Annotated in this window: 20 protein-coding genes; 6 read left to right on the forward strand and 14 right to left on the reverse strand. The window is 65.2% G+C overall.

What is annotated here, in order from left to right:
• Position 1: 1 nt before the first annotated feature.
• Positions 2–2461, forward strand: coding sequence for a circularly permuted type 2 ATP-grasp protein (locus tag HGK27_RS17395; RefSeq protein WP_206242188.1), 2460 nt, complete (start codon positions 2–4; stop codon positions 2459–2461).
• Positions 2458–3354, forward strand: coding sequence for a transglutaminase family protein (locus HGK27_RS17400; RefSeq protein ID WP_206242189.1), 897 nt, complete (start codon positions 2458–2460; stop codon positions 3352–3354). Before HGK27_RS17395 ends, HGK27_RS17400 begins: the two co-directional genes overlap by 4 nt.
• A gap of 6 nt (positions 3355–3360) precedes the next feature.
• Here the strand turns inward: HGK27_RS17400 and HGK27_RS17405 are convergent, their stop codons facing one another.
• The 8 genes from HGK27_RS17405 to ald all read right to left on the reverse strand — a co-directional run bounded on the left by HGK27_RS17405 (position 3361) and on the right by ald (position 15227).
• A complete protein-coding gene (locus HGK27_RS17405) occupies positions 3361–3945 on the reverse strand; it encodes an LptA/OstA family protein (protein ID WP_241127268.1) in 585 nt (194 codons plus the stop codon).
• A gap of 82 nt (positions 3946–4027) precedes the next feature.
• Positions 4028–4729 carry an LPS export ABC transporter periplasmic protein LptC gene (lptC, locus tag HGK27_RS17410; RefSeq protein ID WP_206242191.1) on the reverse strand — a complete coding sequence of 234 codons (702 nt, stop codon included), beginning with the start codon at positions 4727–4729 and terminating at the stop codon, positions 4028–4030.
• Between the two features lie 8 nt (positions 4730–4737).
• Positions 4738–5361 (reverse strand): ribonuclease D, encoded by a 624-nt coding sequence (locus HGK27_RS17415; protein WP_206242193.1) that lies wholly within the window; start codon positions 5359–5361, stop codon positions 4738–4740.
• A 211-nt stretch (positions 5362–5572) separates the two neighbouring features.
• Positions 5573–8074, reverse strand: a complete 2502-nt coding sequence (locus HGK27_RS17420) for a TonB-dependent receptor (RefSeq protein WP_206242194.1) — start codon at positions 8072–8074, stop codon at positions 5573–5575.
• Between the two features lie 224 nt (positions 8075–8298).
• Complete coding sequence (locus tag HGK27_RS17425; RefSeq protein WP_206242196.1) at positions 8299–10752, reverse strand: TonB-dependent receptor plug domain-containing protein; 2454 nt, start codon at positions 10750–10752, stop codon at positions 8299–8301.
• Between the two features lie 576 nt (positions 10753–11328).
• A complete protein-coding gene (locus HGK27_RS17430) occupies positions 11329–11967 on the reverse strand; it encodes a trimeric intracellular cation channel family protein (protein WP_206242198.1) in 639 nt (212 codons plus the stop codon).
• A 24-nt stretch (positions 11968–11991) separates the two neighbouring features.
• Positions 11992–14022, reverse strand: a complete 2031-nt coding sequence (locus tag HGK27_RS17435) for a M3 family metallopeptidase (protein ID WP_206242200.1) — start codon at positions 14020–14022, stop codon at positions 11992–11994.
• An 89-nt stretch (positions 14023–14111) separates the two neighbouring features.
• Positions 14112–15227 carry an alanine dehydrogenase gene (gene ald / locus HGK27_RS17440; RefSeq protein ID WP_206242202.1) on the reverse strand — a complete coding sequence of 372 codons (1116 nt, stop codon included), beginning with the start codon at positions 15225–15227 and terminating at the stop codon, positions 14112–14114.
• 132 nt (positions 15228–15359) lie between these two features.
• Here ald and HGK27_RS17445 point away from each other — a divergent pair, with 132 nt between their 5' ends.
• A complete protein-coding gene (locus HGK27_RS17445) occupies positions 15360–15818 on the forward strand; it encodes an Lrp/AsnC family transcriptional regulator (protein ID WP_206242203.1) in 459 nt (152 codons plus the stop codon).
• A 349-nt stretch (positions 15819–16167) separates the two neighbouring features.
• Complete coding sequence (locus HGK27_RS17450; RefSeq protein WP_206242205.1) at positions 16168–16998, forward strand: glycoside hydrolase family 16 protein; 831 nt, start codon at positions 16168–16170, stop codon at positions 16996–16998.
• On the opposite strand, the gene HGK27_RS17455 is transcribed toward HGK27_RS17450, so the two are convergent.
• Together HGK27_RS17455 and HGK27_RS17460 are read right to left on the reverse strand one after the other, a co-directional pair.
• Complete coding sequence (locus tag HGK27_RS17455; protein WP_206242206.1) at positions 16977–18548, reverse strand: hypothetical protein; 1572 nt, start codon at positions 18546–18548, stop codon at positions 16977–16979. The two genes, HGK27_RS17450 and HGK27_RS17455, sit on opposite strands and share 22 nt — an antisense overlap.
• 147 nt (positions 18549–18695) lie before the next feature.
• Positions 18696–18974 carry a metal/formaldehyde-sensitive transcriptional repressor gene (locus HGK27_RS17460; RefSeq protein ID WP_206242208.1) on the reverse strand — a complete coding sequence of 93 codons (279 nt, stop codon included), beginning with the start codon at positions 18972–18974 and terminating at the stop codon, positions 18696–18698.
• Positions 18975–19133: 159 nt separating this feature from the next.
• Here HGK27_RS17460 and HGK27_RS17465 point away from each other — a divergent pair, with 159 nt between their 5' ends.
• The gene (locus tag HGK27_RS17465; protein ID WP_206242210.1) at positions 19134–20492 is read left to right on the forward strand and encodes a carbohydrate porin; all 1359 of its coding nucleotides are present in this window, start codon (positions 19134–19136) and stop codon (positions 20490–20492) included.
• A 201-nt stretch (positions 20493–20693) separates the two neighbouring features.
• Positions 20694–22385, forward strand: a complete 1692-nt coding sequence (locus HGK27_RS17470) for an FMN-binding glutamate synthase family protein (protein WP_241127269.1) — start codon at positions 20694–20696, stop codon at positions 22383–22385.
• A gap of 157 nt (positions 22386–22542) precedes the next feature.
• On the opposite strand, the gene HGK27_RS17475 is transcribed toward HGK27_RS17470, so the two are convergent.
• The 4 genes from HGK27_RS17475 to lptE all read right to left on the reverse strand — a co-directional run bounded on the left by HGK27_RS17475 (position 22543) and on the right by lptE (position 26441).
• Entirely contained in the window at positions 22543–23061 is a 519-nt protein-coding gene (locus tag HGK27_RS17475) for a hypothetical protein (RefSeq protein ID WP_206242212.1), read from the reverse strand.
• A gap of 200 nt (positions 23062–23261) precedes the next feature.
• A complete protein-coding gene (locus tag HGK27_RS31090; protein WP_241127271.1) occupies positions 23262–24698 on the reverse strand; it encodes a sugar transferase in 1437 nt (478 codons plus the stop codon).
• A gap of 158 nt (positions 24699–24856) precedes the next feature.
• Positions 24857–25885, reverse strand: coding sequence for a DNA polymerase III subunit delta (gene holA / locus HGK27_RS17485; protein ID WP_206242214.1), 1029 nt, complete (start codon positions 25883–25885; stop codon positions 24857–24859).
• A gap of 7 nt (positions 25886–25892) precedes the next feature.
• A complete protein-coding gene (gene lptE / locus HGK27_RS17490) occupies positions 25893–26441 on the reverse strand; it encodes an LPS assembly lipoprotein LptE (protein ID WP_206242216.1) in 549 nt (182 codons plus the stop codon).
• Positions 26442–26443: the final 2 nt, after the last annotated feature.

Consider the following 26443-nt stretch of genomic DNA (forward strand, 5'->3'; position numbering starts at 1 on the left):
CATGCCGCGCAGCCGCGCCCTGCCCGCCGCGCCGGACTGGCTGACCAGCTATCTGCCTTCCAGCGCGGCCAGCGATCTTTATGCCTCGGCCTCACCGCAGACCGCCGCGCATTGGCACACAATGGCGCGCGGGCTGGCCGCGCTGGGCGACCAGAGCGGCGGCGTTCAGGAGCAGATCGCCCGCCAGATCCGCGATATGGGCCTCACCTTCCGCGTGGCCGGCGACGAGGCCGAGCGCGACTGGCCGCTCACCCCCATGCCGCTGATCATCGGCGGCGATGAATGGGCGGGGATCGAGGCCGGGGTGGTGCAGCGCGCCGATCTGCTCGAAAGGCTGATCGGCGATATTTATGGCCACGGCCAATTGGTGGCCAAGCGCCATCTGCCTGCCCCGATCCTGACCGGCAGCCCCTATTTCGCCCGCAAGATGCCGGGGATGGCGCCCCCCTCGGGCCATTGGCTGCATGTCTGCGCCATGGATTTGACCCGCGGGCCGGACGGGCAATGGTGCGTGCTGTCGGACCGGGTGCGGCTTGCTACCGGCGTGGGCTATGCTCTGGAAAACCGGCTGGCCTTTTCGCGCGCCACCGGATCGCTGCTGGGCGATATCCATGCGCGGCGGCAGGCGAGTTTCTTCTCCGCTCTGCGCGAGGGACTGGCGCGCGATTGCCAGCGGGATCGCCCCCGCATTGCCCTGCTGACGCCGGGGCGGCTCAACCAGTCCTATTCCGAGCAGGCGCATCTGGCGCGCTATCTGGGTTTTCCGCTGGTGGAAGGGCGTGATCTGGTCGTCAACCGGGATCGCCTGTTTGTCCGCACCATCGCGGGGCCCAAGCGCGTAGATGCGCTGTGGCGCTGGATCGACACCAATGCGCTCGATCCGCTCAGCTTCGATGTGCGCTCCACGCTGGGGGTGCCCGATCTGATGGCCACGCTGCCCGGCGGCGCGGTGGTGGCCAACTGGCCCGGCGCCGAGGTGGTGGAAAGCCGCGCCATGGCCGCCCAGATGGAGCGGCTCTGCCCGCTGCTGCTGGGCCAGCCTGCCATGCTCAAAAGCGTGCCAAGTTGGTGGTGCGGGCAGGAAGGGGCACTGGCCCATACCGAACAGCATTTCGATCAGCTGCTGATCGCCCCCGCCTTCGGTAGCGCCGAGGGGCTGGGCCGCCAGCCGGTGGTGGGCGCCTCGCTGTCGCCCGAACGCCGCGCCGCGCTGCTGGCGGCGATGCGCCAGCGCCCGATGGATTATGTGGTGCAGACGCTGCTGGCCTTGGGGCAGACGCCCACGCTGGTGGAGCAGCAACTCGTGCCGCGCCCCTTCTCGCTGCGGGTCTTCGCCGCGCGCGACGGGCAGGGCCGCTGGAAGGTGATGCCCGGCGGCTTCGCCCGCATCCTGCCCGGTGACGATGAAACCCCCGCGCTGATCGGCACCGGGGATCTCTCCGCCGATGTCTGCATTGCCGACGCGCAGAAGCAGTCCTCCATCGGCCACACCATGCTGGATGCGCCTGGCGTGGTGCGCGGCGGGGCGATTCTGGCCAGCCAGTCGGCGGACAATCTGTTCTGGTTCACCCGTTATGCCGAGCGGACCGAGTTTACCCTGCGTCTGCTGCGCGCCTTGCTGGGGGGCTCGATCGAGGCCGATGCCAGCGCGCATCAGGCCGGCGTCGGCGGCGTGCTCATCAACCTGCTGCATGCCGGCGGCGCGGTGCGCGCGCTGGGCATGGGCGAGCCCACGCTGGACATCTGCGCCGATGCCCTGACCGAAAGTGATCTGCCCGGCGGCATTCCTTCACTCATCCGGCAGTTGCAGAACACCGGGCGGGCTTTGCGACAGCGTTTCGCCCGCGACTTCTGGCTGATCGCCAGCCGCCCCATGCCGCAGTTGCGCGACCAGCACCCCCAGACCATGCTGGAGGTGATCGAGGAGCTGCTGGAACGCCTCAGCGCCCTCTCCGGCCTGATCGCGGAGAATATGATGCGCGGGCCCGCCCATGCCTTTATCGATATGGGCCGCCGCATTGAGCGCGCCCTCTCGATCTGCCGGGTGACGCGGGGCCTGCAGGCCTCGGGTCAGGAAGGGCTCAATGTGCTGCTGGAGCTGTGCGACAGCCAGATCACCTATCGCTCGCGCTATCTGAGCGGGGCGGCGCCCTTGCAGGTGCTCGATCTGGTGCTGCTCGATCCGGACAATCCGCGCTCGCTGGCCTTTCAGGTCGAGGCGTTGGTGCAGCGCATCTCGGGCCTGCCGCCGCTCGATGACCGCAATCTGCCCGAGCAGACCTTGCTCGATGCCCGCGCCATCCTTGCCCCGCTGCAGGCGCAATCCATCGCCGATATCGACAGCGGCACGCTGCATGCCATCGAGATCCAGTTGCTCAGCCTGTCGGACCGGATTTCGGAGCGCTATTTCCTGCCCAATGAGACGGTGGCGCCGCGCCAGCAAGGGGCGCTGCTGTCATGATCTACAACGTCACCCACACCACAACGCTGTTCTACAGCAATCTGGTGCGCCTTGCCCGCTTCAACCTGCGGCTGCGCCCCATCGACTGGCCGGGGCAAACGATCACCGAGTATCGGCTGGACGTCAGCCCCGCCCCTGCCGACATCCGCCAGAAAAGCAGCCCATGGCTGGCCAATGAAACGCGGCTGACCCTGCGCGACCCGATCACGAGGCTGTCGATCACCAGCCGTTTTCGTGCCCGTGTGCAGCCCCCCGCCTTCGACCGCGCCCAGGCCCCCAGCCCCGCCATCGCTCAGGTGCGCGCCATGGCCATGGGTTGGCCTGCTGTCGGCCCGGGCAGCCCGGCATCCTATCTCTTCGCCTCGCCCATTGCCGCGATCTGGCCCGGCGAGATCGGCGCATGGGGCCGCCAGTGGCTGCATGACGAAACGCCGGTGATGCAGGGCGCCATGGCGCTGATGCAGGCGCTGCATGAGGAATTCGCCTTCGACGCCAGCGCCACCAGCCCCGATCAGCCACCCATCGACGCGTTCCGGGCGCGGCGTGGGGTCTGTCAGGATTTCACCCATGTGATGATCTGCGCCTTGCGGGCCATCGGCCTGCCCGCCGCCTATGTCAGCGGCTATCTGCGCACCATTCCGCCGCCGGGCATGCCAAGGCTGGTGGGCGCGGATATGATGCATGCCTGGGTGGCGCTGTGGTGCGGCCCCGATCTGGGCTGGGTCGGGCTGGACCCGACCAATGCCACCTTGGCCACCACGGACCATATCGTGGTGGCGATGGGCCGCGATTACGGCGATGTCGCGCCGCTGGACGGCGTGTTCCATGGCGGCGCGGGCCAGACCATGACGGTGTCAGCCGATGTGGAACCTGTGGACGAGGAAACCGCCTGAAGCGGCTTACTGGCTGCTGTCCGAAGAACTGGCGTCCTTCTTTTTCTCCGGCACGGAGAAGGTGCCGCTGACACGGCCCGGGGTCGGCCCGGTCACCGCGCCGGGGCGCGCTGCGCCGCCCACGAAGTTGGACAGGCCCGTGTTGAGATCCACCACCAGCCGCGCGCCGTGCGACACATCGGTGCCCCGGCGCAGCGTGACATTGCCCGACATGACGATCACGCGGCGATCGAAATCATAAGTGCCCACATCGCCCACCGCGCTTTCGTTGTTGCGCGTGACGACGACACCGCCCGTCGAATTGATCAGCTTGATCTTCAGCGAGCCATTGTTGTTGGTGTAATCCACCAGCGTGCGCGCCGCTGTCATCTTCAGCTCGGCCTGGGTGATGATGACATGGCCGGAAAGCACCACATGATTGGCCTTGTCGTCCAGATCGATGCGATCAGCCTCGTAATTGACCGGGGCGTTGCTGTTGTGGCTGCCCAGCCCATTGGCGCTATGCGCCGTGCCCACCGACAGGCAGGCAGCGGCGGCAACACCGATCATCAGAGGGCGAAAGGGATTCGATCCGGACAGGGGCATGCGCATGGGGGCCGTCTAGCCTAACCGCACCGGGCCGTGAAGCGGCGCGCGGCGATATTTGTGAAACGGAGGGCGAAAAGGTCTGGCATCAGTGCTGGTTGCCCGGTGCAGGCGTTGTCTGTGCAGGCGCCTTCAGATCGGACTGGGCGCTTTGCATTGTCTTGCCCGGCGTCATACGCAGGCGAGCATGGCCCTCCAGCCGGATCGTATGCTGATCCAGATCGGCATAAAGCTTGTCGCCCGAGAAATCGCCCGAGGGAATCAGACCCGTCGCCTTGCCCTGGCTCTGAACCGTCTGGTGGCGCACATCGATCACCACCTGATTGGCGTGCATGTCATAGCCGCCCTCATGCTGGAAGCGCACCTGGCCCGGCACGGTCAGCTGATCGCGCGAGATGTCGAAATTGCCCTGCGCCGCCTCCAGCCGCGCGGGGCCGTCGGTGAGGGCAATGGTGCCGATCAGCTCATTCATCCGCACCAGCGGGTCCTGTGCCGAATGCTGCACGGCATCGGCGGCGGACAGCTCGAAAGGCCGCCCCCGATTGTCATTGCCGCGATAAGCCGCGCGCTGGATCAGCATGCGGTTCTCGGTCACCTGCACCTTGTTGCGGTCGAGCAGGAAGCTGACCGAATTGTGCGGGAACAGCGGCCAGACCACCATCAGCGCCACGACCACCCCCGCCGCACCCGGCAGGAAGCGGCCCAGCGTGCCCAGCAGCAGTTCACGCCGGCAGCCGGGCAAGGCCATTGCCCGGCGCTTGTCGTGAATCTGGCGCTTGGAGAGGATCATGACCCTGCTCAGGCCGCTTCGTGGCTGAAGATGTCGTGGTCTTCCCAGCCCGCCAGATCGAGCGCGGCGCGCGCAGGCAGGAAGTCGAAACAGGCCTGAGCCATGGCGGTGCGATTCTCACGCGCGAGGCGCTCGACCAGAATGGTGTGGCAGGCGTGCAGATAGCGCACGTCGCTCGCGGCATAGTCACGCTGCGCATCCGACAGATCCGCGCCGCCCCAGTCGCTCGACTGCTGCTGCTTGGAGATTTCCTTGCCCAGCAGCTCGCGCACCAGATCCTTCAGGCCATGGCGGTCGGTGTAGGTGCGCACCAGCTTGCTGGCGATCTTGGTGCAGAAGGCGGGCGCGGCGTTCACGCCGAGGTAGTGCTGAATGGCGGCAATGTCGAAACGGGCGAAGTGATAGAGCTTCAACCGCTCCGGATCAGCCAGCACGCCCTTCAGATTGGGCGCGTCATAGGTGCTGTTCGGGCCGAAGCGCACCAGATGCTCGTCACCGCTGCCGTCGCTGATCTGCACGAGGCAGAGGCGATCGCGACGGGTGATGAGGCCCATGGTTTCGGTGTCGACAGCGATGATGCCCGGCTTGAGAACGCCAGCGGGCAGGTCTTCTTCATGAAAATAAACAGCCATTGGGGCAATGTAGGCCAGCGGGGCGGAAATGGAAAGGGCGCGGCGTGTTTTCACGCCGCGCCCGGATCTCAGCACATCGCTGCTGCGGTGCCGGCTCGCTCCCCCGCCCGGTTACCCTACGGTGGTATCCTCTGGGTGGTCGGGCGGGGGAGCGGGCCGGTGCCGCAAAATCCGGCTCTTCCGCCGGATTTTCAAACAGACTCAAACCGGCTCAGAATTGAACGCGGATCGTGCCGCCATAGGTGCGCGGATCGCCCAGCTGGGCAGCGATCAGCCCGGTGTTGCCGCTGGTGACGATCAGCTGCTGCACATAGTTGGTGCCCGTGGCGTTGCGCACCCAGCCCGAGATATCCAGCCCGTGCTGCACGCGGAAACCGACGCGGAAATTATGCAGCGCATAGCCATCCACCCAGGTGTAGATCGAGGCCGAGGGGTTGGACGAGAAGTTCGAGCGGTACGAACCATCATAGCCGAAGTACACCTCGCCATCCTTGCCCAACAGCGTGGCAGGAATGTTGTACTCCCCACCCCAGCTGAAGGACCAGCGCGACACGCCCGGCAGGCGCTGCCCCGAAATGTCGCAGCTGGCCGGGCTGAGCGCGCCCGCCACACCGGCGGCCCCGGGCACCTGCGTACCGGTCACCGTGGTGCCGCCCGACAGTTCGGGCGGGCAGGGCGCGGCGGTGAACTTGGTGTATTTCGCATCGGTGAAGGCGCCATTGCCATAGACGTTGAAGCGCGCGCTGGGGCGATAGGACGCGTCAGCCTCGAAGCCCTGCGTGCGCACCTGCTCGGCATTGGCGAGATAGCCGCGCAGCACGCCCAGCGCGCCATTGGTGACCTGTGCCTGATAATTGTCGATGGTGGTGCGGAAGGCGGCCAGATTGACCGTCGCCTTGCGGTCGAGGAACTGGGTCTTGATGCCCGCTTCCAGATGGTGGACCGATTCCGGCTTCACCGTGGCAGCAGCCAGCAGCGGGTTGCCATTGGCGTCGGCCGGCACGCCGTTCAGATTGATGCCGCCCGATTTGAAGCTCTTGGCATAGGTGGCGTAGATGCGGATGTCCTGCGCCACGCGGTAGGTGGCGGTGATGTCATAGCTGAAGTTCCACGCGCTGAAACGCGGCGCGAACTGCTGGGGCGCCAGCACGCCCAGCTGGGCCGACTGGGTGGCCGTGGGCGTGGCGGAATAGACCACCGGCTGCCCCGCGCCATTGGTGACGGTGGCATTGTACCAGCCGTTCTTCTTGTCATAGTTCAGACGCACGCCCGGCTGGATGTCGAAGCGCTCGGTCACATGCCATGTCGCCTGACCATAGAGGGCAAGGCTGGTGTTGTTCAGGCGAATGTCGTTGCTGGAGGTGAGGCCATTGAGGATCGCCGTCGAGCAGCCCGCCGCCGAGCCCGTGGGGCAAGCCGCCGCGATCTGCGCGGAGGACAGCAGATAGGTGCTGGCCGCGCTGCCCTGCTGCTGCGTGCCCTCGGTATGGATCGCCTGATTGAAGGCGAAGACGCCGATCTGCAGGTCATATTTGCGCTGCTGCAGGCTGTAGCGCACCTCCTGCGTGTACTGATTCTGCTGGCTGGGGTTCTGGCTCAGCGTGGTGATCGGCAGGCCGGTGTAGTCGCGGTCGTTTGAGGGGTTCCAGTCCCAGAAGCGCCAGGCGGTGATGCTGGTCAGCGTGCCCTCGCCCAGCTGCGCCTTGACGCGCAGCGAGACGCCGCCGGTCTTGTTCTGGGCATAGAGCGGGCTGTCCAGATCGGTCAGGCGGTCATAGGGGTTGGTGGAAGGCGGGGCGTAGCCCAGCGCCTTGGCCAGTGCGGGATACTGGCGCGCCGCGGCCTTCTGGGTCGGGCCATAGCCATAATAGACGGTGGAGCAGCAGATCGGGTTCTGGCGGTTGTAATCGCCCGCCAGAGTCACATCCACGCTGGAAGACGGGCGCCACAGGATCTGCGCGCGCAGGCCCAGATTGTCTTGCGAATCGATGCCCTGCTGGGTCCTGGTGTTGTAGACCGTGCCGTTGCGGCTGGTTTCCGACACCGCGATGCGCGCCGCCACCGTGTCTGACAGAGGCCCGGAAATCGCCGCCTTGGCCTGTTTGAAGCCGTAATTGCCGATCGAAACCTCACCGCGCCCTTCCAGTTCGAAGGTGGGCTGGCGGCTGGTGATGCTGATCGCGCCTGCCGTGGTGTTCTTGCCGTAAAGCGTGCCCTGCGGCCCGCGCAGCACCTCGATCTGCTGCACGTCGAGGAAGTCGAAGGTACTCGATGCGGCGCGGCTGTAATAGACATCGTCGACATAGATGCCCACGCCCTGTTCGATGCCGTCGTTGGTGAGGCCGAAGGGCGCGCCCAAGCCGCGGATGTTGGCCGCCGAATTGCGCGGGTTGGAGGAATAGAACTGAAGCGTCGGCGTCAGCTGCTGCAGACGGCCCACGTTGAAAGCGCCGGTGTTGTCCAGATGGTCGCCGCCCACCACCGAGATCGCCAGCGGGATCGCCTGGCTGCTTTCGGTGCGGTGGCGCGCGGTGACGAGGATTTCGCTGCCGTCACTGGCGCCCGTGCCCGCCGAGGTGGTCTGGGGTTCACCGGCCTTGGCCGCGGCGACATCGCCCTTGGCGGCAGGCGCGGCGGCGTCATCGGCCAGAACGGGTGTGGCGATCAGCGCGGCCACAACGCCGCCGGCCAGCAGGCTCGCTCGAAACTTCATGAAAGGCTCCCTGTTGCATCTGTGCGAATCGGGCGCCCTTTCGGCACTGTCCCCGCTGCACCCCTCGCAGCCTGTTTATTCTCAACCTTCGAAGTAGAGTTAATCAGGAATTCTGTGGCGGCGCAAAGCTGGCCTATTCGCGCGGCTTATAACGCAGATGCAAAAAGGCGGCGGAGCCTTTCAGCCCCGCCGCCCGATTTTTGCGTCAAAATGAAGGGTTCAGATCACCACTTCAGACCGGCGCGCACATAGAGGTAACGCCCGTTCATGCCCCAGGGCACATAGGCCGGGAACGTGCCCGAACCCGTGGTGTTGACGTTGGTGGGGTTGGCGCGGCCATAGACGTCGAACAGATTGTTCACGCCGATCGCCAGACTCAGCGCCGTATCGGTGGGCTGATAGCGCGCTTCCAGATCGGTGATCGCGCGCGGGCCGGTCGAGGCATCGTTCACGGCCAGCGTGGCAGGCACCACCACATTGCCGTAATAGGTCACGCGGGCGGTGGCGCCGATCTTGCCCTTGGTCCAGTCGAGCGTGCCGGTCACCTTCTCGCCGGGCGTGCCCGACTGCATGGTGATGATGCGGGTGCGGGCAAACAGCGTCGGCGCCGGGTTCAGCGTGGCGGTGTTGGTCGGCACCGAATCCACGGTGATCTTGTTGATATTGCCGGCCAGAGTGAAGTCGAAATTGCCGAAGCCCTGGGTGCGCTGCTTGTAATGCGCAATGGCATCGATGCCGCGCGTGGTGGTGTGCACGCCATTGATGAAGAAGCGTGCCTGGCTGACACCATAGGCGTTCAGAATCGCGGCGACCTGCGTGGAGGAGCTGGTGGAGATGTTCTCCGACAGCGCCAGCGCGTCACGCACCTTGATGTAGTAGCCATCGACCGTCAGATCGAGCCCGCCCAGACGGAACACGCCGCCCGCCGAATAGTTGATCGACTTTTCCGGACGCAGCGGCTGGCCGCCCAGCGCCTTGCCGACCGCGCTGGTCGAGGAATAGGTGCCCGTGGTGACCGGCGTGTTGATCGGATAAGTCACGCCGCCGACGGTGATCGGCACGGTCGAGAGCACCGAAGCGGTCGAGGTGTAATATTCCTGGCCCAGCGAGGGGGCGCGGAAACCGCTCGAAATCGTGCTGCGCAGCGCGAAGACCGGGCTGAAGTCATAGCGGCCCGACGCCTTCCAGGTGGCCGTGCTGCCGAAGTCCGAATAATGCTCGAAACGACCGGCGGCGCCCAGACGCAGCTTCTGCGTGACCTGCTGGTCGAGATCGACATAGGCCGACACGTTGGAACGATGAGCGTTCAGCGCATCGGTGTTCTTGAAACCGCCGAAGCCCTGCGCGCCCGAAGCCGCCAGAGGATAGGCCGTGCCCGTGTTGTAGGAGGCCGGCTCACCCGCGCCGATGCTGTAGGTCTCGCGGCGTGCTTCCACGCCCCAGGCCACGTTCAGCCCCTGCAGCACGTCAAGCTTCTTGGCCACGTCCACGCCGCCCAGCGTCTGATCATACTTGAGCGAACCATCGTAGAAGTTGGTCTGGGTGGCCGCGCCATAGGAGTAGTTGGCCGAGTTGAGCGTCCAGAAATCGACCTTGTTCATGCCATAGCTGAACTTGGCATCGACGGTCCAACCGGCGATCTCGCCCTTCACACCCAGCGCGGTGTTCAGATCCTTGGAGTGGGTGTTGATCTGCGGGATGTAGCCCGTGGGGTAGATCGAGGTGATGCCATAAGCGCCATAGGCCGGGCTGCTGACATTGGGATCGCGCAGCGTGGCGTTGGAGATGGTGTTGCGATACTGGTAACCGGCCCAGCCATAGAGGCTCCAGGTGTCGGTCAGGGCCTTGCCGAAGTTGGCGAAGCCGCTGCCCTGGAACACGTCAGGGTCACCGGTGCGCGAATCCACCGTGCCATACTTCACGGCGCCGGTGCGCGGATCATTGTCGGCGCGGTTGGTGGCGCTGGTGTGCTGATAGTCACCCGAAACGGTCAGGAAGCCACCCTCGCCCAGCTTGAAGCCCTGCCAGCCGGACACATCCACGGTGGGCTCGCCCGTCACCGAATGCTTGCCATAAACACCGGTGTAGCTGGTGTCATAGATGCCGTAGCTGATGTTGGCCCCGCCGCCATGATCGGCCTTGCGCAGCTTCAGATCGATCACGCCGGCGATGGCGTCCGAACCGTACTGGGCCGAGGCGCCGTCACGCAGCACCTCGATGCCGTCAAGCGCGACGGTGGGGATGGTGTTGAGATCGACCGCCTGCGAACCACGGCCCACCGAGCCGTTCAGATTCAGCACCGAAGAGGCGTGAGCGCGCACGCCATTGATCAGCACCAGCGTCTGGTCGGGCGACATGCCGCGCAGCGTGGCGGGGCGGATGGCGTCGGTCGCGTCGGTGTTGGACGGGCGCGGGAAATCGATCGAGGGGGCGACATTGGCCAGAGCGGTGGCGAGCTGGGGGGTGCCCTGCTGCTTCAGGCTGTCAGCGTTGAACACATCGACCGGCGCGGTCGAATCGAGCCGGCTGCGGCCCGCAACGCGCGAACCGGTGACGACGATATCCTTGGCCGCGTCAGCGCCGGCATCGGCAGCGGCATCCTGCGCGAAAGCCAGAGCGGGAGCGCCCAGCGCCAGCGCCGCGAGGCTGATCGAGGTAAGGTAGCGGGTGGATGTCATACGTAATTCAACCTCATGATAGGGGCCGCCTGCGGATGCCCTTGCGACCGGGGCGCCGTGGGTCGGCCATCTGGTTCAGGCCTCCCTGGGCCCGCGTTCGATTGCTTCTTTTTTGGTCTGGTTTGAGACTGATTCCTGCTTAAATGCTCTAGATGCTTTCGCTTTCCAAATCGTAACATCGTTTACAATACGGAATTCGCGCATCCCCATCAGCCGAGGTGTGGTCCTAGAGCGTCATAGCGAAGTTTGTCTAGCGATTTGGTAGATATTTTCTCTAGGGTGGGGGGAAGGCGATCTTGTGAGGGCGCTGAGGGCAGGAAAATCAAAGGAAATAAAGGGCGAGGGGGTTACCCCCTCGCGCTCCCATACCGTCTTCCGACGCCCGGGCAGTGGCGCCGACATGGAGCGCAAAGCCTCTCCACCGGCGCGACATCGGGCGCCACAAGCGGGTGATCTTCGGGCAACAACTGTGTCGTAAATGTTACAGCCCGCAGCGTTTCGCATGCGGGACCGAGGTTTAGTCCGGGCGGAACGCAGATATCGATGCGAGCGCGAGGGTGTAACACCCCCGCATTGTCACCGCCTGTAAGCAGGCAGCGCCAGCTTCCAGCGGATCGCCGCACCGCGCAGGCCGACGCCCAGCGCGAAGGCCAATCCCGAGGCCAGCTTGCCGTCCACACCGGCCCAGATCAGCGCCACATAGCCGCCCGCCGCGCAGGCCGCCGCTGTCACATAGATCTCCGGCCTGATGACGATGGAGGGCACGCCCGCCAGCAGATCACGGAAAATCCCGCCCATCGAGGCCGAGACCACCCCCATGATCGCGGCGGGCAAGGGCGATATCCCCCAGGCCAGCGCCTTGGCCGCACCAAACACCGCATAGGCCGCCAGACCGAAGCCATCGAGCCAGTCCAGCGCCTGAATCGGCCACCAGCGATAGGGCGTGAACCAGACCGCCAGCGCCGTGATCAGGCAGATGCTGATCGGCAGCGAGGCATGCATCCAGAAAACCGGCGCGCCAATCAGCAGATCGCGCAAGGTGCCGCCGCCCACACCCGTGACAGCGGCGAAATACATCGCCGTCACCAGAGTCTGGCGCATTTTCGCCGCCGTCAGCGCGCCCGAAGCGGCAAACACCGCCAGCCCGCCCATATCGAGATAGGGCAGCAGCGCCGATGAGGCCTGCACCACCGAGACGATCCGCGCCTCGTCCATCCTGTCCCCCGCCCCCTTACGCGGTCAGGCAGCCACGCCCCAGCTTTCCAGCAGGGCCTCATTGTCGGGCTCGCGACCGCGGAAGGCGATGAAGTTGACCAGCGCATCGCGCGTGCCCCCGCGCGACAGCACCTGAAGGCGGAATTTCTCGCCCAGCGCGTGGCGGTTTTCGGGGGATTCCTCGAAGGCGGCATAGGCGTCGGCGGAGAGGCGCTCGGCCCAGAGATAGGAGTAGTAGCCCGCCGCATAGCCGCCCGCGAAGATATGGGTGAAGCTGTGCGGGAAGCGATGCCACGCGGGGAAGTCGATCACCGAGACGCGGCTGCGCACATCCTTCAGCACTTCCATGGGATCGGGCGCATTGTCGCCGCCCGCCGCGCGATGGATCGCCAGATCGAAGAGCGCGAACTCCACCTGACGCACCAGCCCCATCGCGCCGAGGAATTTGCGCGCGCCCAGCATGCGCTCGATCCATGCATCGCTCAGCGGCTCGCCGGTTTCGTCATGGCTGCTGGCGGCTTTCAGCGTGGCCGGTTCCCATGCGAAATTTTCGAGGAACTGGCTGGGCAGTTCGACAGCATCCCACTCGACGCCGGAGATGCCACCGATGCTGGCCAGATCGACCTCGCTCAGCAGGTGGTGCAGACAGTGGCCCATCTCGTGGAACAGCGTGACCATGTCATTGTGCTGCAGCGTGGCGGGCTTGCCCCCCACCGGCGGCGCAAAATTGGTGATGAGATAGGCCACCGGGGTGACCAGCGCCCCGCCCTCACGGCGGCGCACCCGGCAGACATCCATCCAAGCCCCGCCGCGTTTGCCTTCACGCGCATAGAAATCGGCATAGAGCGCGGCCACCGGCGCTTCCACGCCATCGCGGTGCAGGGTGAAGTGGCGCACATCAGGGTGCCAGACCGGCACGCCATCGGCAGCGCGGACTTCCACGCCGAACAGCTCATGCACCAGTCCGAACAGCGCCTCCAGCACGCGGGGCAGCGGCAGATAGCGGCGGATCTCTGCGGTATCGAGCGCATGGCGATCGCGGCGCACCGCCTCGCCCACCCATGACACATCCCAAGGCTGCATGTCCGGCAGGTTCAGATGATCGCGGGCGAAGGTGCCCAGATCGTTCAGCTCCGCCTTCGCGCGGGGGCGTGCCGCCGCGCCCAGACCGCCGAGGAAGTCTTCCACTTCATCGGCATCGCGCGCCATCTTGGTGGAAAGCGAAACCGCCACCGGATCGCCAAAGCCCAGCGCCAGCGCCGAGCGCCCACGCCGCTCAAGGATTTCCGCGATGCGCGGGCTGTTGTCGAACTGGCCAGCATTGGGCCCCTGATCGGAGGCGCGGGTGTTCCAGGCGGTGTAGACCTCCTGACGCAGCGCGCGATCATCGGCGTGAGACAGCACCGCCATCACGCTGGGCGCATGCAGGGTGACGCGCCAGCCCGCCTCCTGCCCGGCGGCGCGGGCAGCGGCTTCCATCCCGGCACGATCAGCCTCGGACAGGCCAGCCAGACGCGCCTCATCATGGATTTCGAGATGCCACGCTTGTGTGGCATCCAGCACGGCGTTGGAAAATTCGGTTTCCAGCCGCCCTTGCTCGACGCGGTTAGCGGCAAAATCATCGCGCGCCTGCCCTTCCAGCGCCACGCCGGAGAGTTCAAACGCCTGCAAGGCAAGCTTCAAAGCGCGCTGCTCACCGCTGTCCAGCGCATCGGGGTGGATGGCGGCCAGCGCCTCGTAAAGCCCGCGATCCTGCCCGACGGCGGTGTAATGGGCATCGATCAGCGGCTGGCCCTCGGCATGGGCGGCGCGCAGTTCGGGCGTGTTGGCAACCATCAGCAGATGCTCGACCACGCCCCACACCCGGCCCAAAGCGATGTCAGCTTCAGCCTTGGCCGCCAGCAGCCCGGGATCGCCCGCTTTCGCGGCGAGAGCAGCCATGGCCACTTTGTGATCGGCAATCGCCTGCTCAACAGCGGGGACGACATGCTCCGGGCGAATATCGCCATAAGCGGGCAAGTCAGTCTGGGCGAGCAGTGGATTGGCAGCGGTCATGCATCATCTTTCAAAAGCGCGGGGCCTGTCATGCCCCGCGCCCAAGATGGGGGCCAATGCTTAACGCATCAACCCCGAAAGCCGCTGTTTCAGGCCAAAGCGGCCTCTGGCGCGGTCGGTTCATAGCCCAGATCGCGGGCGACGGCCTCATAAGTCACCTTGCCGGCCCAGACATTCAGGCCCGCCAGCAGATGCCTGTCGCGCTTCAGCGCTTCCTTCCAGCCGAGGTTGGCAATCGCCAGAGCATGCGGCAGCGTGGCATTGTTCAGCGCATAGGTGCTGGTGCGCGCTACGGCGCCGGGCATGTTGGCCACGGCATAATGCACGATGCCATCGACGACATAGGTCGGCTCGGCATGGGTGGTGGCGTGGCTGGTTTCGAAGCAGCCGCCCTGATCGATGGCCACATCCACCAGCACCGCGCCGGGCTGCATGGTGGAGAGCATGGCGCGGCTCACCAGCTTGGGCGCGGCGGCGCCGGGCACCAGCACCGCGCCGATCACCAGATCGGCCTGAGCGACAGAGGCCGCCAGATTGGCGCGGCTGGCATAAAGCGTCTTGGCGCTGGCACCGAAATGCGTGGCCAGCTTTTCCAGCACCACCGTGCTGCGATCGAGGATGGTCACATCCGCGCCCATGCCAACCGCCATCTGCGCCGCATTGAAACCCACGACACCGCCGCCGATCACCACAACCTTGCCCGGCAGCACGCCTGGCACGCCGCCCAGCAGCACGCCGCGCCCGCCATGGGCCTTCTCCAGCGCGGTGGCCCCGGCCTGAATCGACATGCGGCCCGCAACCTGACTCATGGGTTTCAGCAGTGGCAACCCGCCAAAATCATCCGTCACGGTTTCATAGGCGATGCACACCGCGCCCGACTTGACCAGATCCTTCGTCTGCTCGGGATCGGGCGCGAGGTGGAGGTAGGTGTAAAGGATCTGCCCCTCGCGCAGCATGGCGCGCTCGACAGGCTGAGGCTCCTTCACCTTCACGATCATCTCGGCCTTGGCGAAGATTTCGGCGGCGGTTGTGACCAGTTCAGCGCCCGCCTCGGCATAGGCCTCATCGCTGGCGCCGATGCCCAGACCCGCGCCGCTTTCCACCAGCACGCGATGGCCATGCGCGGTCAGCTCATGCACGCTCTCGGGCGTGAGGCCGACGCGATATTCGTGGTTTTTGATTTCCTTGACGGTGCCGACGATCATGGTGCTCTCCCAAGCTATCTGTTGAGCCCAAACTAAACGCCCCACCCCGGCATGTTTTCCGAAATTTTTCCCATTGCAGGGTAAATTCCGGAATTTTATCCTGTTAAATGCCATTAAGCAGGATTTTTCACCATGGATCGTATCGACAGCCGCCTGCTGGAAGCCCTTCAGGCCGACTCTCAGGCCTCCATCTCCGTGTTGGCGGAAAAGATCGGTCTCTCCCCCTCCGCCTGCCACCGCCGGATCAAGGCGCTGGAGGATGCAGGCATCATCCGCGGCTATGGCGCGCGGGTGGATGCAGCGAAGGTCGGCATCGGCCTGCATGTGCTGATCGACATCACGCTGGTCAGCCAGAGCCGCGAGGCCATGGAGCGTTTCGAGCGCGCCGTGGGCGATTTTCCCGATATTCTGGAATGCCATCTGTTGTCAGGCACGGCGGATTACCGTCTGCGCACAGCGGCGCGCGATATGGCGGATTTTGATCGGCTGCATCGGGAGTGTCTGGCGCGATTACCGGGGGTGAGCGCGATGCATTCCAGCTTCGTGATCCGCACGGTGAAGGGATGGAATGGGTTTGTTTTGGGGGTTTGAAGGGGGGAAGAAGTGAAGATGCGAGGGCCATCGCCCTCGCGCTCCCTTTAATGTCTACGCCGCGCTTCGGGTTCGGCCTTGCGCCCAGTTTGCAGCGCCGCAGGCTTGAAAACGCCCAGCGCGGCCTTGGGACCATAAGAAGCCTGCCTGCGGCGCTCTCCCCTGCGCAGGTGGAGAGGCTGGGCGCGCCGATGCGGCACCCCCTCCCTCTCGCCGGAAGACGTTCCGGGAGCGCGAGGGGGTAACCCCCTCGCATTTCCCTCTTCTTCCTGACTCCCTCCAAAACCGATCCAGATCCTCCCCTGCCTCCACGTTCCCAGACTATTATCGCGACGGAGGTAAGGCGATCATGATCCGAGCATTGGGAATCGCACTGGCTGGCTCTGCCCTGGTAGCTCCCGCGCCTGCTGCCGATATGCAGGCGTTGGATCTCTCCCGGTTCTGCCCCTTCTTTATGGAGGATTTTCAGAATTTTCGCATAGCTCCGCGCAGTCTGGAACACGCCGACTGGATCGCCCATACCCCATGGAACGGCGATTTCGGCGATGCGGCTTTCAGCGATCCGGAGCCGGAGGGGCCGTTTGCTGTCGACAAGGGCGTGCTGCGGATCACAGCGCGCAAAGGCAAGGATGGGCGCTGGCGCTCGGGGCTGATTGCAGCGGGGGATGCTCAAGGGCGCGGGCACGGCGTGCGCTATGGCTATTTCGAGGCGCGGATGCAGCTGCCGCCGGGGCCGGGCACCTGGCCGGCCTTCTGGTTGCAGACACTGCATAATGTGGCTGACGGCACGCCCTCCGTGGAACTGGATGCCATCGAATATTACGGCCACAACCCCAGGGCGTTTCAGACCGGGCTGCTGGTCTGGCATGGCAACAAGCCGGTGGGGGGCAACAAGGCGATTTCCGTGCCCGAAGGCGCGCTGGTGCAAGGCTTTCACACCTATGGCATCGCCGTTCTGCCCGAAACAATTACCTATTACCTCGACCGCCGCCCGGTGTGGCGGCAACCGACACCCCCGGAACTGACAAGGCCGATGTTTCCACTGGTCAATCTGGCGTTGGGCTCAGGCTATCCGATCGATCATACGCCCGACCCTTCCGTGCTGCTGGTGAGCTATGTGCATGTCTATGCATGGCGAGCAGAGGGGGGGGCCGGCTGTCAGAAGGAGCGCAAGGGCTGATCCCCCGGCGCCTTCGCGTCCCGTCCGGCGACGCTTCCGACAACTGTAGGCTCGGCCATAGCGGGTAAAGGCAGCGCCGGGCGCGATGCCGCCACATCCAGCGCCCCGGGGGGCACCGATGGCATCAGGGGAGACGGCTTGCGCCAGCGCCCCACCGCCATCGGCAATCCACGCGGCGTAGGAACCAGCGGCACGGCCTCGCCGTCCTCCATGGCCAAAGGCGCAGCGGCGGCCACCGCCAGAATCACCGCGATCACCGCGCCATAATCGGCGGTGGTGGCCGATCCCATCGCCGGGATCATCGCCACCGCCAGCGCATAGCGACCGCCCCGCCCCATCGCCGCCAGCGGCACAGTCGGCCCGGCAGCAGGCAGCCGCGCCAGCATGCAGCGCAGGAAAAAGCTGCCCATCATCGCCGAGCCCACCACGCCCGAAGCCGCCAGCACCGCCACCGCCCAGTTCGACGCGCGCGAGGCCCCGGCGCCAATGCCATAGCCCCAGGTCAGCATCACGGCGTGGAAAGTGTCGCGTGTCCAGCCGCTGCGCTCGATGTAGGAGGCGCTTTCGCCCTTCTTGAGCACCAGCCGGTCGATCACATCATAGAGCTTGCCCAGAATGTCGGGCGCCATGATCAGATAGGCCGCCACGGCGGACAGCACCGCCAGCGCGGCCAGCACCTCGATCTGGGCCTGCGCGCGCTCATCCCGGTCGGCACTGGCCAGCGAGGAGGAGAGCATAAACCACAGCTGCAAGGCCACCATCAGCCCCAGTGCCGCCACCGCGCCGCTGGAGGTGGAGAGATAGGTCATCAGCTCCAGCACCAGACCCAGCGCGATGTCCATCATCGCCAGCAGCCCGCCGAATTCGCGCGCGGGGCGGATGAAGATCAGGCAGGCGGCCAGCGCGAGGGTCGCCGCGCCATAGGCCGAAGCCTCGCTGAAGACGCCGACCACGCGGCGCATGCCGATATCGTCAAAAGCCGCATCGAGAATCAGGCCATATTTCGCCGTCTTGAACACCGAAAGCGGCGCGCTGCCCAAAGTGGCATCCGCCGCGCCGGTGGCGATCAGCGCCAGCGCGCCCACCTGCAAACCCTCGGCCAGCAGCCGTCGGCCCTCGCGGCTCTGCACCATGATGCAGGTGGCCAGAGTGATGCCATAGCTGCCCAGCATGTAGCAGACCTGCGTGATGTTCGTGGGGCCGAAATGAAGCCGCCCCGGGCGCAAGGTGTTCAACTCCACAATGGGCACGCCCGCGAAAAGACGCGGCGCGGTGCAGGTCACCACCAGCGCGATCAGGCTATAGGCCGTCAGCAGGCCAAGGATGCGCCAGTTGAGCATGGCATCCACCACCTGCCCCGGCAGGCTCTGCGCGCGCAGCACGCGCCACACCAGCAGCGGCACGCAGGCCGTGGCGGGCAGCAGATTGATCCCGCCGGGCAGCGTGTTGGTGGCGCCAAACGCGATGCTGGCGAAAAACAGATAGATGATCCAGCGCAGGGAGCCCACCGCCGCGATGCCCCACAGCAGCCAGAAGATCGCCATCACCATGTATGCCGCCCCTTTCTGCGCGCAGCATAGGGCAAGGCGGGCGCCGCGCCGCATGGCGATGCCACCGGAACGGAGCCAGATCAGACACACAGCCGAGCGGGCCGGTGCCGCAAAATCCGGCTCTTTCGCCGGATTTTCAAACAAACATCAGCGCAGATAGGAGCGCAGGATCGCCACCAGCTCTTCGGCTGCCTGGCTGCGCGGATCGGCGGCGGGCAGGGCCGGATCGACCATATGCTCGCGGATATGGTCTTCGATCACCTCGACGATAAAGCCCTCCAGCGCGCCCCGGCAGGCCGTGGCCTGCTGCAGCACGCGGGCGCATTCCACATCGGCCTCCACCGCGCGCTCCAGAGCATCGATCTGGCCGCGCAGGCGTTTGAGGCGGTTAAGCAGCTTCTGCTTCTCGGCGGCGACGTGGCTCATAAGCGATCTCTGAAAAAGAGGGGTTGATACTATACCCCCCTAGGGTATAGGGCGCGCGCCGTCCAGACCGACAGTCTCCCGGCTTCCCCGCAGTTTTCCGGTGAAGCTGCTGTCGGAATTGTCACATTGCCATGCCAAGCGCCGCTGGGGGAGATTTCCATGGCCCGTTCGATCCTGCGTCCTCTTGTTTCGCTTGCTGTGCTGGGCGCCTCGCCCGTGCCTTTTGCCTATGCCCAAAATGCCGATGCCCCCGCTTCGGATCAGTCTGCTGCGGCCAAGCCCGATCAGACTTACGCCATCCATGCCCAATCGACGCTGGTGGTGCAGGGCGTGAAGGGTTTCGCTTCGCCCTACACCGGTGACAACAGCCTGCACCCGCATGACACCGAGGAGACTGTGGACGCCACGCTCTATCTGGGCGTGCGGCCGTGGAAGGGCGCGGAACTCTGGGTCAATCCCGAGATCGATCAGGGCTTTGGCCTGTCCAACACGCTGGGCGTGGCCGGCTTCCCCAGTGCCGAGGCCTATAAGGTCGGCAAGAACAATCCCTATTTCAAGCTGCAGCGCCTGTTCCTGCGCCAGACCATCGCGCTGGGCGGCAAGGCGCTGACGCTGGACGCCGCCGCCAACCAGCTGCGCAGCACCACCACGCAGAATCGCATCGTCATCACCGCAGGCAAGATGGGCGTGGGCGATGTGTTCGACACCAACAGCTACGCCCATGATCCGCGCGGCGACTTCCTGAACTGGTCGCTGGTGGACACCGGCAGCTTCGATTACGCCGCCAACGCCTGGGGCTACACCTATGGCGCGGCGGTGGAATGGTATCAGGGCGACTGGACCCTGCGCGGCGGCCTGTTCACCCTCTCCAAGATCCCCAATGGTGAGGAGCTGGGCACCAACCTCCACCAGAACGAGATCGTGGCCGAGATCGAGCATCGCCACACGCTGCTGGGCCAGCCGGGCGCGGTGCGCATCACCGGCTTCCGCAACCGGGGCATGTTCGCACGCTATGACGATGCCGTGGCACTGGCCCGCGCGACGGGTGACACCCCCGATCTGGCCCCGGTGCGCCGCATGCAGAACCGCGCGGGCATTTCGCTGAACGCCGAGCAGAGCCTCACCGCCAATCTGGGCGTGTTCCTGCGCGCGGGCACCACCAATGGCGCGATCGAGACCTATGATTTCACCGATATCGATCGCACGATCGCTTTCGGCGGCGCGCTGAAGGGCAAGGGCTGGGGCCGGGCGCAGGACACATTCGCGCTGGCCTTCGTGAACAACGCCATTTCGCAGAGCTTCCAGCGCTATCTGGCGGCGGGCGGCATCGGCGTGCTGGTGGGCGACGGCGCCCTGCCTCACCCCGGCGATGAGCGCATTCTGGAAGCCTATTACACCTATCGTCCGGTCAGCTGGGCCAGCGCGACGGTGGATTTCCAGCATATCGCCAACCCCGGCTACAACCGCGATCGCGGCCCGGCCAATGTGTTGGCCGCACGGCTGCATGTCGGTTTCTGACGGCCAGAGCACTTTCAGGCCGGGTGGCAACACCCGGCGGCTCGAAAAAGGCGGTCAAACGAAAGACTCGACCTTGGTTCCCCTCCCCGTCCCAAGGTCGGGGAGGAGGCCAATTTAGCTTTACATGGCCCGGCACAAGCGCAACCTAATCCCATAAGTCCGGCGGCACCCACCCCCAGCCCGCCGGAGGTGGAGACTGCCATGACCGATGCCGCCACGCCCACACCGGGTCACTCGCCGATTCCCCTCGCCATGGCGCTGTTTCGCGATGAGCCATGGCGGCGCAATGTCGTGCTGTGGCTGGGGAGCGTGCTGTGCGGCGCAGGGGTGATCGGCAAGATCGTCTCGGGCTCGAATGACTGGCTGTGGCTGCTGGTGGCGGGCCTGCCGATGCTGGCTCTGGCGTTGGCGGATCTCACGCAGCGCTCGCACAGTTTGCGGCGCAACTATCCCGGCGCGGCGCGCTTCCGCTGGCTGTTTGAATCGCTGCGTCCCTTCTCCCGCGCCTATCTGGTGGAGGGCGACCTTGATGGTCGCCCCTTCACCCATGAGGAGCGCGATCTGGTCTATGCCCGCGCCCATGGCACGGCGGATGCCCACCCCTTCGGCACCCAGCTCGACGTCTATTCCGACGAATATGAGTGGCTGGCCCACTCCATGGCGCCCAACCCCGATGCCGATCCCGATATGCGGGTGATGGTGGGATCGGACCAGTGCAAGCTGCCCTATTCCGCCTCGCGCCTGAATGTTTCGGCCATGAGCTTCGGCGCGCTGGGCGCCCATGCCATCGAGGCGCTGAATCTGGGGGCCAAGCTGGCGGGCTGCTATCACGACACGGGCGAGGGTTCGATGTCGCCCTATCACCTCAAGCATGGCGGCGATGTGTGCTGGCAGGTCGCCTCGGGCTATTTCGGCTGCCGCGACAAATCGGGCCATTTCGATCCGGTGATGTTCGCCGACCATGCCGCCCATCCTTCCGTCAAGATGATCGAGCTGAAGCTCTCGCAAGGCGCCAAGCCCGGCCATGGTGGTGTGCTGCCCGCCGCCAAGGTGACGCCCGAAATCGCCGCCACCCGCGGCGTGCCCATGGGCGAGGATTGCGTCTCTCCCCCGCGCCACAGCGCCTTTTCCACCCCGCGCGAGCTGGTGGAATTCGCCGCGAAACTGCGAGAGCTTTCGGGCGGCAAGCCGGTGGGGATCAAGCTCTGCGTCGGCCTGCCGCATGAGCTGTTCGCCATCGCCAAGGCCATGCTCGCCACCGGCATCACGCTCGATTTCATGGTGATCGACGGCGCCGAGGGCGGCACCGGCGCCGCCCCCAAGGAACTCTCCGACAAGATGGGCATGCCCCTGCGCGAAGGGCTGGTGCTGGCCCGCAACGCGCTGGTCGGCGCGGGGCTGAAAGGGCAGGTGAAGCTGGCGGCCAGCGGCAAGGTCACCTCCGGCGCCTCCATCGCGGTGAACGCCGCGCTGGGCGCCGACTGGTGCAACGCCGCGCGCGCCTTCATGTTCTCGATCGGCTGCATCCAGTCGCTCAAGTGCCATACTGGCAACTGCCCCACCGGCATCGCCACCCAATCGGCGGCCCGCCAGCGCGGGCTGGTGGTGCCCGAAAAGGCCGAGCGCGTGGCGCGTTTCCACGGCACCACATTGCGGGCCCTGCATGAGATCATCGTGGCAAGCGGCCTCAACAGCCCTTCGGATCTGCGGCCCTCGCATCTGCGCCAGAGGATCAACGTCGCCGAGATGCGCCAGCTGGACGAAATCTACGCCTTCGCCCGGCCCGGAGAGCTGGTGGCGGGCAGCGAAGACCCGCAGCTGCGCCGCTGGTGGGAGGCCGCCGATGTCGACAGCTTCCAGCGCGCGGATGGGGATCGGTTGGCTCTGGTTTAAGATTTAGGGGATTCACTGCCTCCGGCGGGCAAAGGGCCATCGCCCTTTGCAATCCCTTTATTGTCTGCGTGGCGCCACGGGTTTGGCGTTAGGTGTCGAAGGCGGTGTGAGTGCTTTTAAAGCCGCTTCGCGGAGAGAGGGTGGCCGCAGGGTTGCTCTAATCCTCAAAATCCATCGCCACCAGTTTTGCGATCAGATGATCATCAAGGTTCATCACAGCTTCTGCAATTCGATGGTGACCTTTTGCTATCGCTTGAGCTGAAATTGCAGACAGCATGGTTGCTTCATCCCACACAGAATGTCGATGAAGTGCAACGCAATCTGCCAAGCCCGTGACAGCCAGATGATAACCATCCGCAAGGTCGGGCGGAATGGCAGGGCCTCTGCCGTTCGCACGGGCGATTTCAATGGCGGCAGGCAACTGAAAAAAGGAAAACTCCAACGGGCCTTCCGCCGCGCAAGCGATTTCGACGATATGCGGAAGCGCAGCATAGGACGCATCAAAAACATCGCCCTGGTGGCAAAGGCTGGACCACAGCGTGAACCACGGCTCGCTATCAAAGCTCACCTTGGGACCGGTCTTGCAAGACAGTTGCCGAAGCAGGTCGGGAATATCGGCCGCACTGCCATAGGCGTGGGTTAGCGTCGTCCAGCGAGGATTATCGAGCGGAAGCATGCCGCTCTTCTAGGATCGTTCCTTGACCTTCGCCAGATGCCCGCGTCTGCCCAAATTACCCAGCCCAAAACGCCGCAAGCAACTTAAAACCAGCGAGCCTATGAATGCGCACCAAACCAATAGGCCCAAGCGCCACGCAGACACAAATGGGAGCGCGAGGGGGTAACCCCCTCGCATCTTCTCTTAATCCCTTAAATCCCTTAATAAGCCTTATCGTGCACCAACACCCGGAAGGTCGCGACGATGATCCACATATCGCGCCACAGCGACCAGCCCGCCAGATACTCCAGATCCGCGTTCAACCGGCCCGAGAGGTCTTCCTCGCGATCCGTCGCCCCGCGCAGGCCCCGGATCTGCGCCAGCCCCGTCAGCCCGGGCTTCAGCGCATGGCGCTGCCAGTAACGCACGTCCACTTCCCAGAACAGCTTGTCGCCCGCCAGCGATCCGGTGGCATGGGGACGCGGCCCGACAAGGCTCATATCCCCGCGCAGCACGTTGAACAGCTGCGGCAGTTCGTCGATCGAGGTCGAGCGGATGAACTTGCCGATGCGGGTGATGCGCTTGTCATCCTTGGAGGCCGACTGCCCGCCATCCTTGCCGACCTTGTTCTCCGTCATCGAGCGGAACTTCATGATCGGGAAAAAGCGGTTGCCGCGCCCCACACGGCGCTGGAAGAAGAAGACCGGGCCGCCATCCTCCAGCTTGATCGCCAGCGCCACGGCCAGCAGCAGCGGCGAGAGGGCCAGCACCGCCGTGCCTGCGATGGAGACATCCAGCAAACGCTTGGTGATGCGGCTGCGCAGTCCCAGCGGGCCCACGGAAACCTGCAGAATGCCATGACCGGCAGCGATACGCGCGCCATTGGCGCCCAGACGCATCACGCTGTCATCGATAACCTCGCCCGCGACATTGGCGCCCTTGAGGATGATGCTCCATTCCACGCGGCGCTCGGCAGGCGCGCTGACGATCACGCGATCGGCATTGCGCATCACCAGGCCGATGCGGTCCAGCGCGGCGGGGTCGCTCAGCGAGGGCTCAAGATTGAAGCTGCGGGCGGAGACATGATAGGCACCGGGCACGCTGATCGCCGGGCCATCGTCATCGATCACCAGCTCGTTGATCACCGAGGAGCCGCAGCGCCAGCGCACCACGCGGCGCATCTGCAGCCGTTCCCAGCCCAGAGTCAGCACGCTGGCCAGCACGCCCAGCGTAAAGCCGACGCGCGAGTAATCCGCCGTGCTGCGTGCGTAAAAGGTGATGAACAGCACCACCGCCGCCGAGACCATCAGCGCCATCAGCGCCGCGGTGACGCTGCGTTCCGTGCTGCGCAGGGATTTGATCGCATAGCCATCATTGTAGAGCGACACGGTCAGGAACACCGGCAGCACCAACTGGGCCAGCAGCAGCGATTCCGCCAGACCGGCGCGCGCGTTATAGGCATAGCCGGTAAGGGCAAAACCCACGAAAAGCGCGGCCATATCGGCCATCATCAACATGCCATAGCATTGCAGGCGCCGCCGCTGAAGCGAGGGCATCAAGGGCATACGCGCCGCGCGGGCGCGGGCCTTGGCCCTTTTGCGCAGTGAACCTCCCAGACGTGCAACAGGTGCGTTCATCTTGATCGTGGCTCCAGACATGGGCGCTCCTGCGAAGGTACGAGGAAGTCATGTCGGCGGCTGAAAGATAAGGGTGAACTTGCCCCCCGGCCGCTCATAAGGAACACTACTGGTTTGGGTGCAATGCAGCAAGGCGCAACTGAGACAAATGTAAATTCATGTCGCAGCCACGAAGCGGCTCATCGCTTTCGGGCAGCGGCCCGCGTTATTTCGGCCAGGCCCTGGGCCAGAAGAAGCTCAACTTGCTGACTATTGGTTAATAATTGGCGGTGAAGAATCAGGAGTCTATCCACCAGACGCTCCAGGGCGGGGCCCTGCCAGCGCGACAATTGGCGAGTCAGATCGTCGGCATCCTTCCAGAAGACGCGACGGGCTGATTTCTCGGCCTCGATAAAGGCGCGGGCATCGCCGCGCGGTCCCATGCGGGCGGCAAGACCAGCCAGTTGCGAGGCACGGCGTTCCACCGCCAGCAGCACGCCAACCGGGTTCAGGCCGATCTCGGCCATGCGCTTGAGTTCACCGCCCAGCCGCGCCACATCGCCCCCCAGCACGGCATTGACGATGGGATTGAGCCCGTCGTCCTCAGTCGCGGCGCCGATGGCGGCGAAGGCGGCCATATCGGCATCGCGCGGGCGTTCCGGGCTGGCGTCGAGATAAAGTGCCAGTTTGGTAACTTCGGACTGCGCAAGGCGCGTATCCAGCCCGCTGGCCGCCGCGATTCGCTCGGCAAGGTCATTGGCCATGCGCAGGCCCGCCGCGCTGGCCATGCCGCGTACCGATGCGGTGACAGAACGCAGATCGGGCGGATAAAACATCGCCACCACGGCGTCGTCGCGCTTTTCCAGCAGCTTCGCGCATTTGCCCTTGTCGGTGGCGCCGGGTGCCTGAACGATCACCGGCCACAGACGTTCGCCGCCGACAAGCACCTCCAGCGCATCATGCGCTTCATCGCCCGAGGCGCGGACCCAGAGATAACGCCGGTCCCCGAACAGCGAGGTGGAGCGGGCTTCGTCACCCAGCCGTGCGGTGTCGCGGCGCAGTTCTGCGCCGGTGAACTCCACCCTTTCGCCGGGATCGGGCAGCAGTTGCAGGATGCGCGTGGCGGCATCCTGCACGCTGGCCTCATCCGAACCGCAGAAGAAGAAGACGCTGCACTCCCGCGCCGCGCGAGCGGCCTGAGCGGGAAAATCCTTCTGCGTCAGCTTCATCGCGCGCTCAGCGCTTGGGCTGCGGGGTGTTGTCGGCGGGCTGGGGGTCAGCCTCGATATCGCCCTTGCGCAGACGCACCGCCAGCGAGGTGACGATGCGATCGGCCACCACGCGGGTCAGGTTCTCCAGCGCAGTCTGCTCGGCGGCCACGGTGGCATATTCGCTGGAGACCACATCGATGCCCGCATCCGAACCGGCGGTGGCGTCGAGCAGAATCTCGCCCGTGGTGGTGTCCACCAGCTGATAGCGCGCACGCAGGGTGCGCCTTTCGCGGCCCACCGAATCGTTGGCCAGCAGGCCAAGACCTTCCAGCTTGTCATCCAGCCGCACATCGAGACGGAAGCGCTTGGCGCCATCGCGGTTGCCGGTGGGGTGCATCCGGTCCTCAAGGGCATTGCGCATCAGCCAGCCCTTCTGCCCCGGAATCGCCGGTACATCGACATTGTCGAGCCCCTGCGAGACCGCCGCATGGCTGCCCCCCTCATAGAGCGGATGCAGCCCGCAGCCGCCCAGAACAGGCGTGGCGATCAGGGCAAGGGCCAGAAAGCGCTTCATAG

The organism is Novosphingobium terrae, assembly GCF_017163935.1.
GTDB classification, from domain to species: Bacteria; Pseudomonadota; Alphaproteobacteria; order Sphingomonadales; family Sphingomonadaceae; genus Novosphingobium; species Novosphingobium terrae.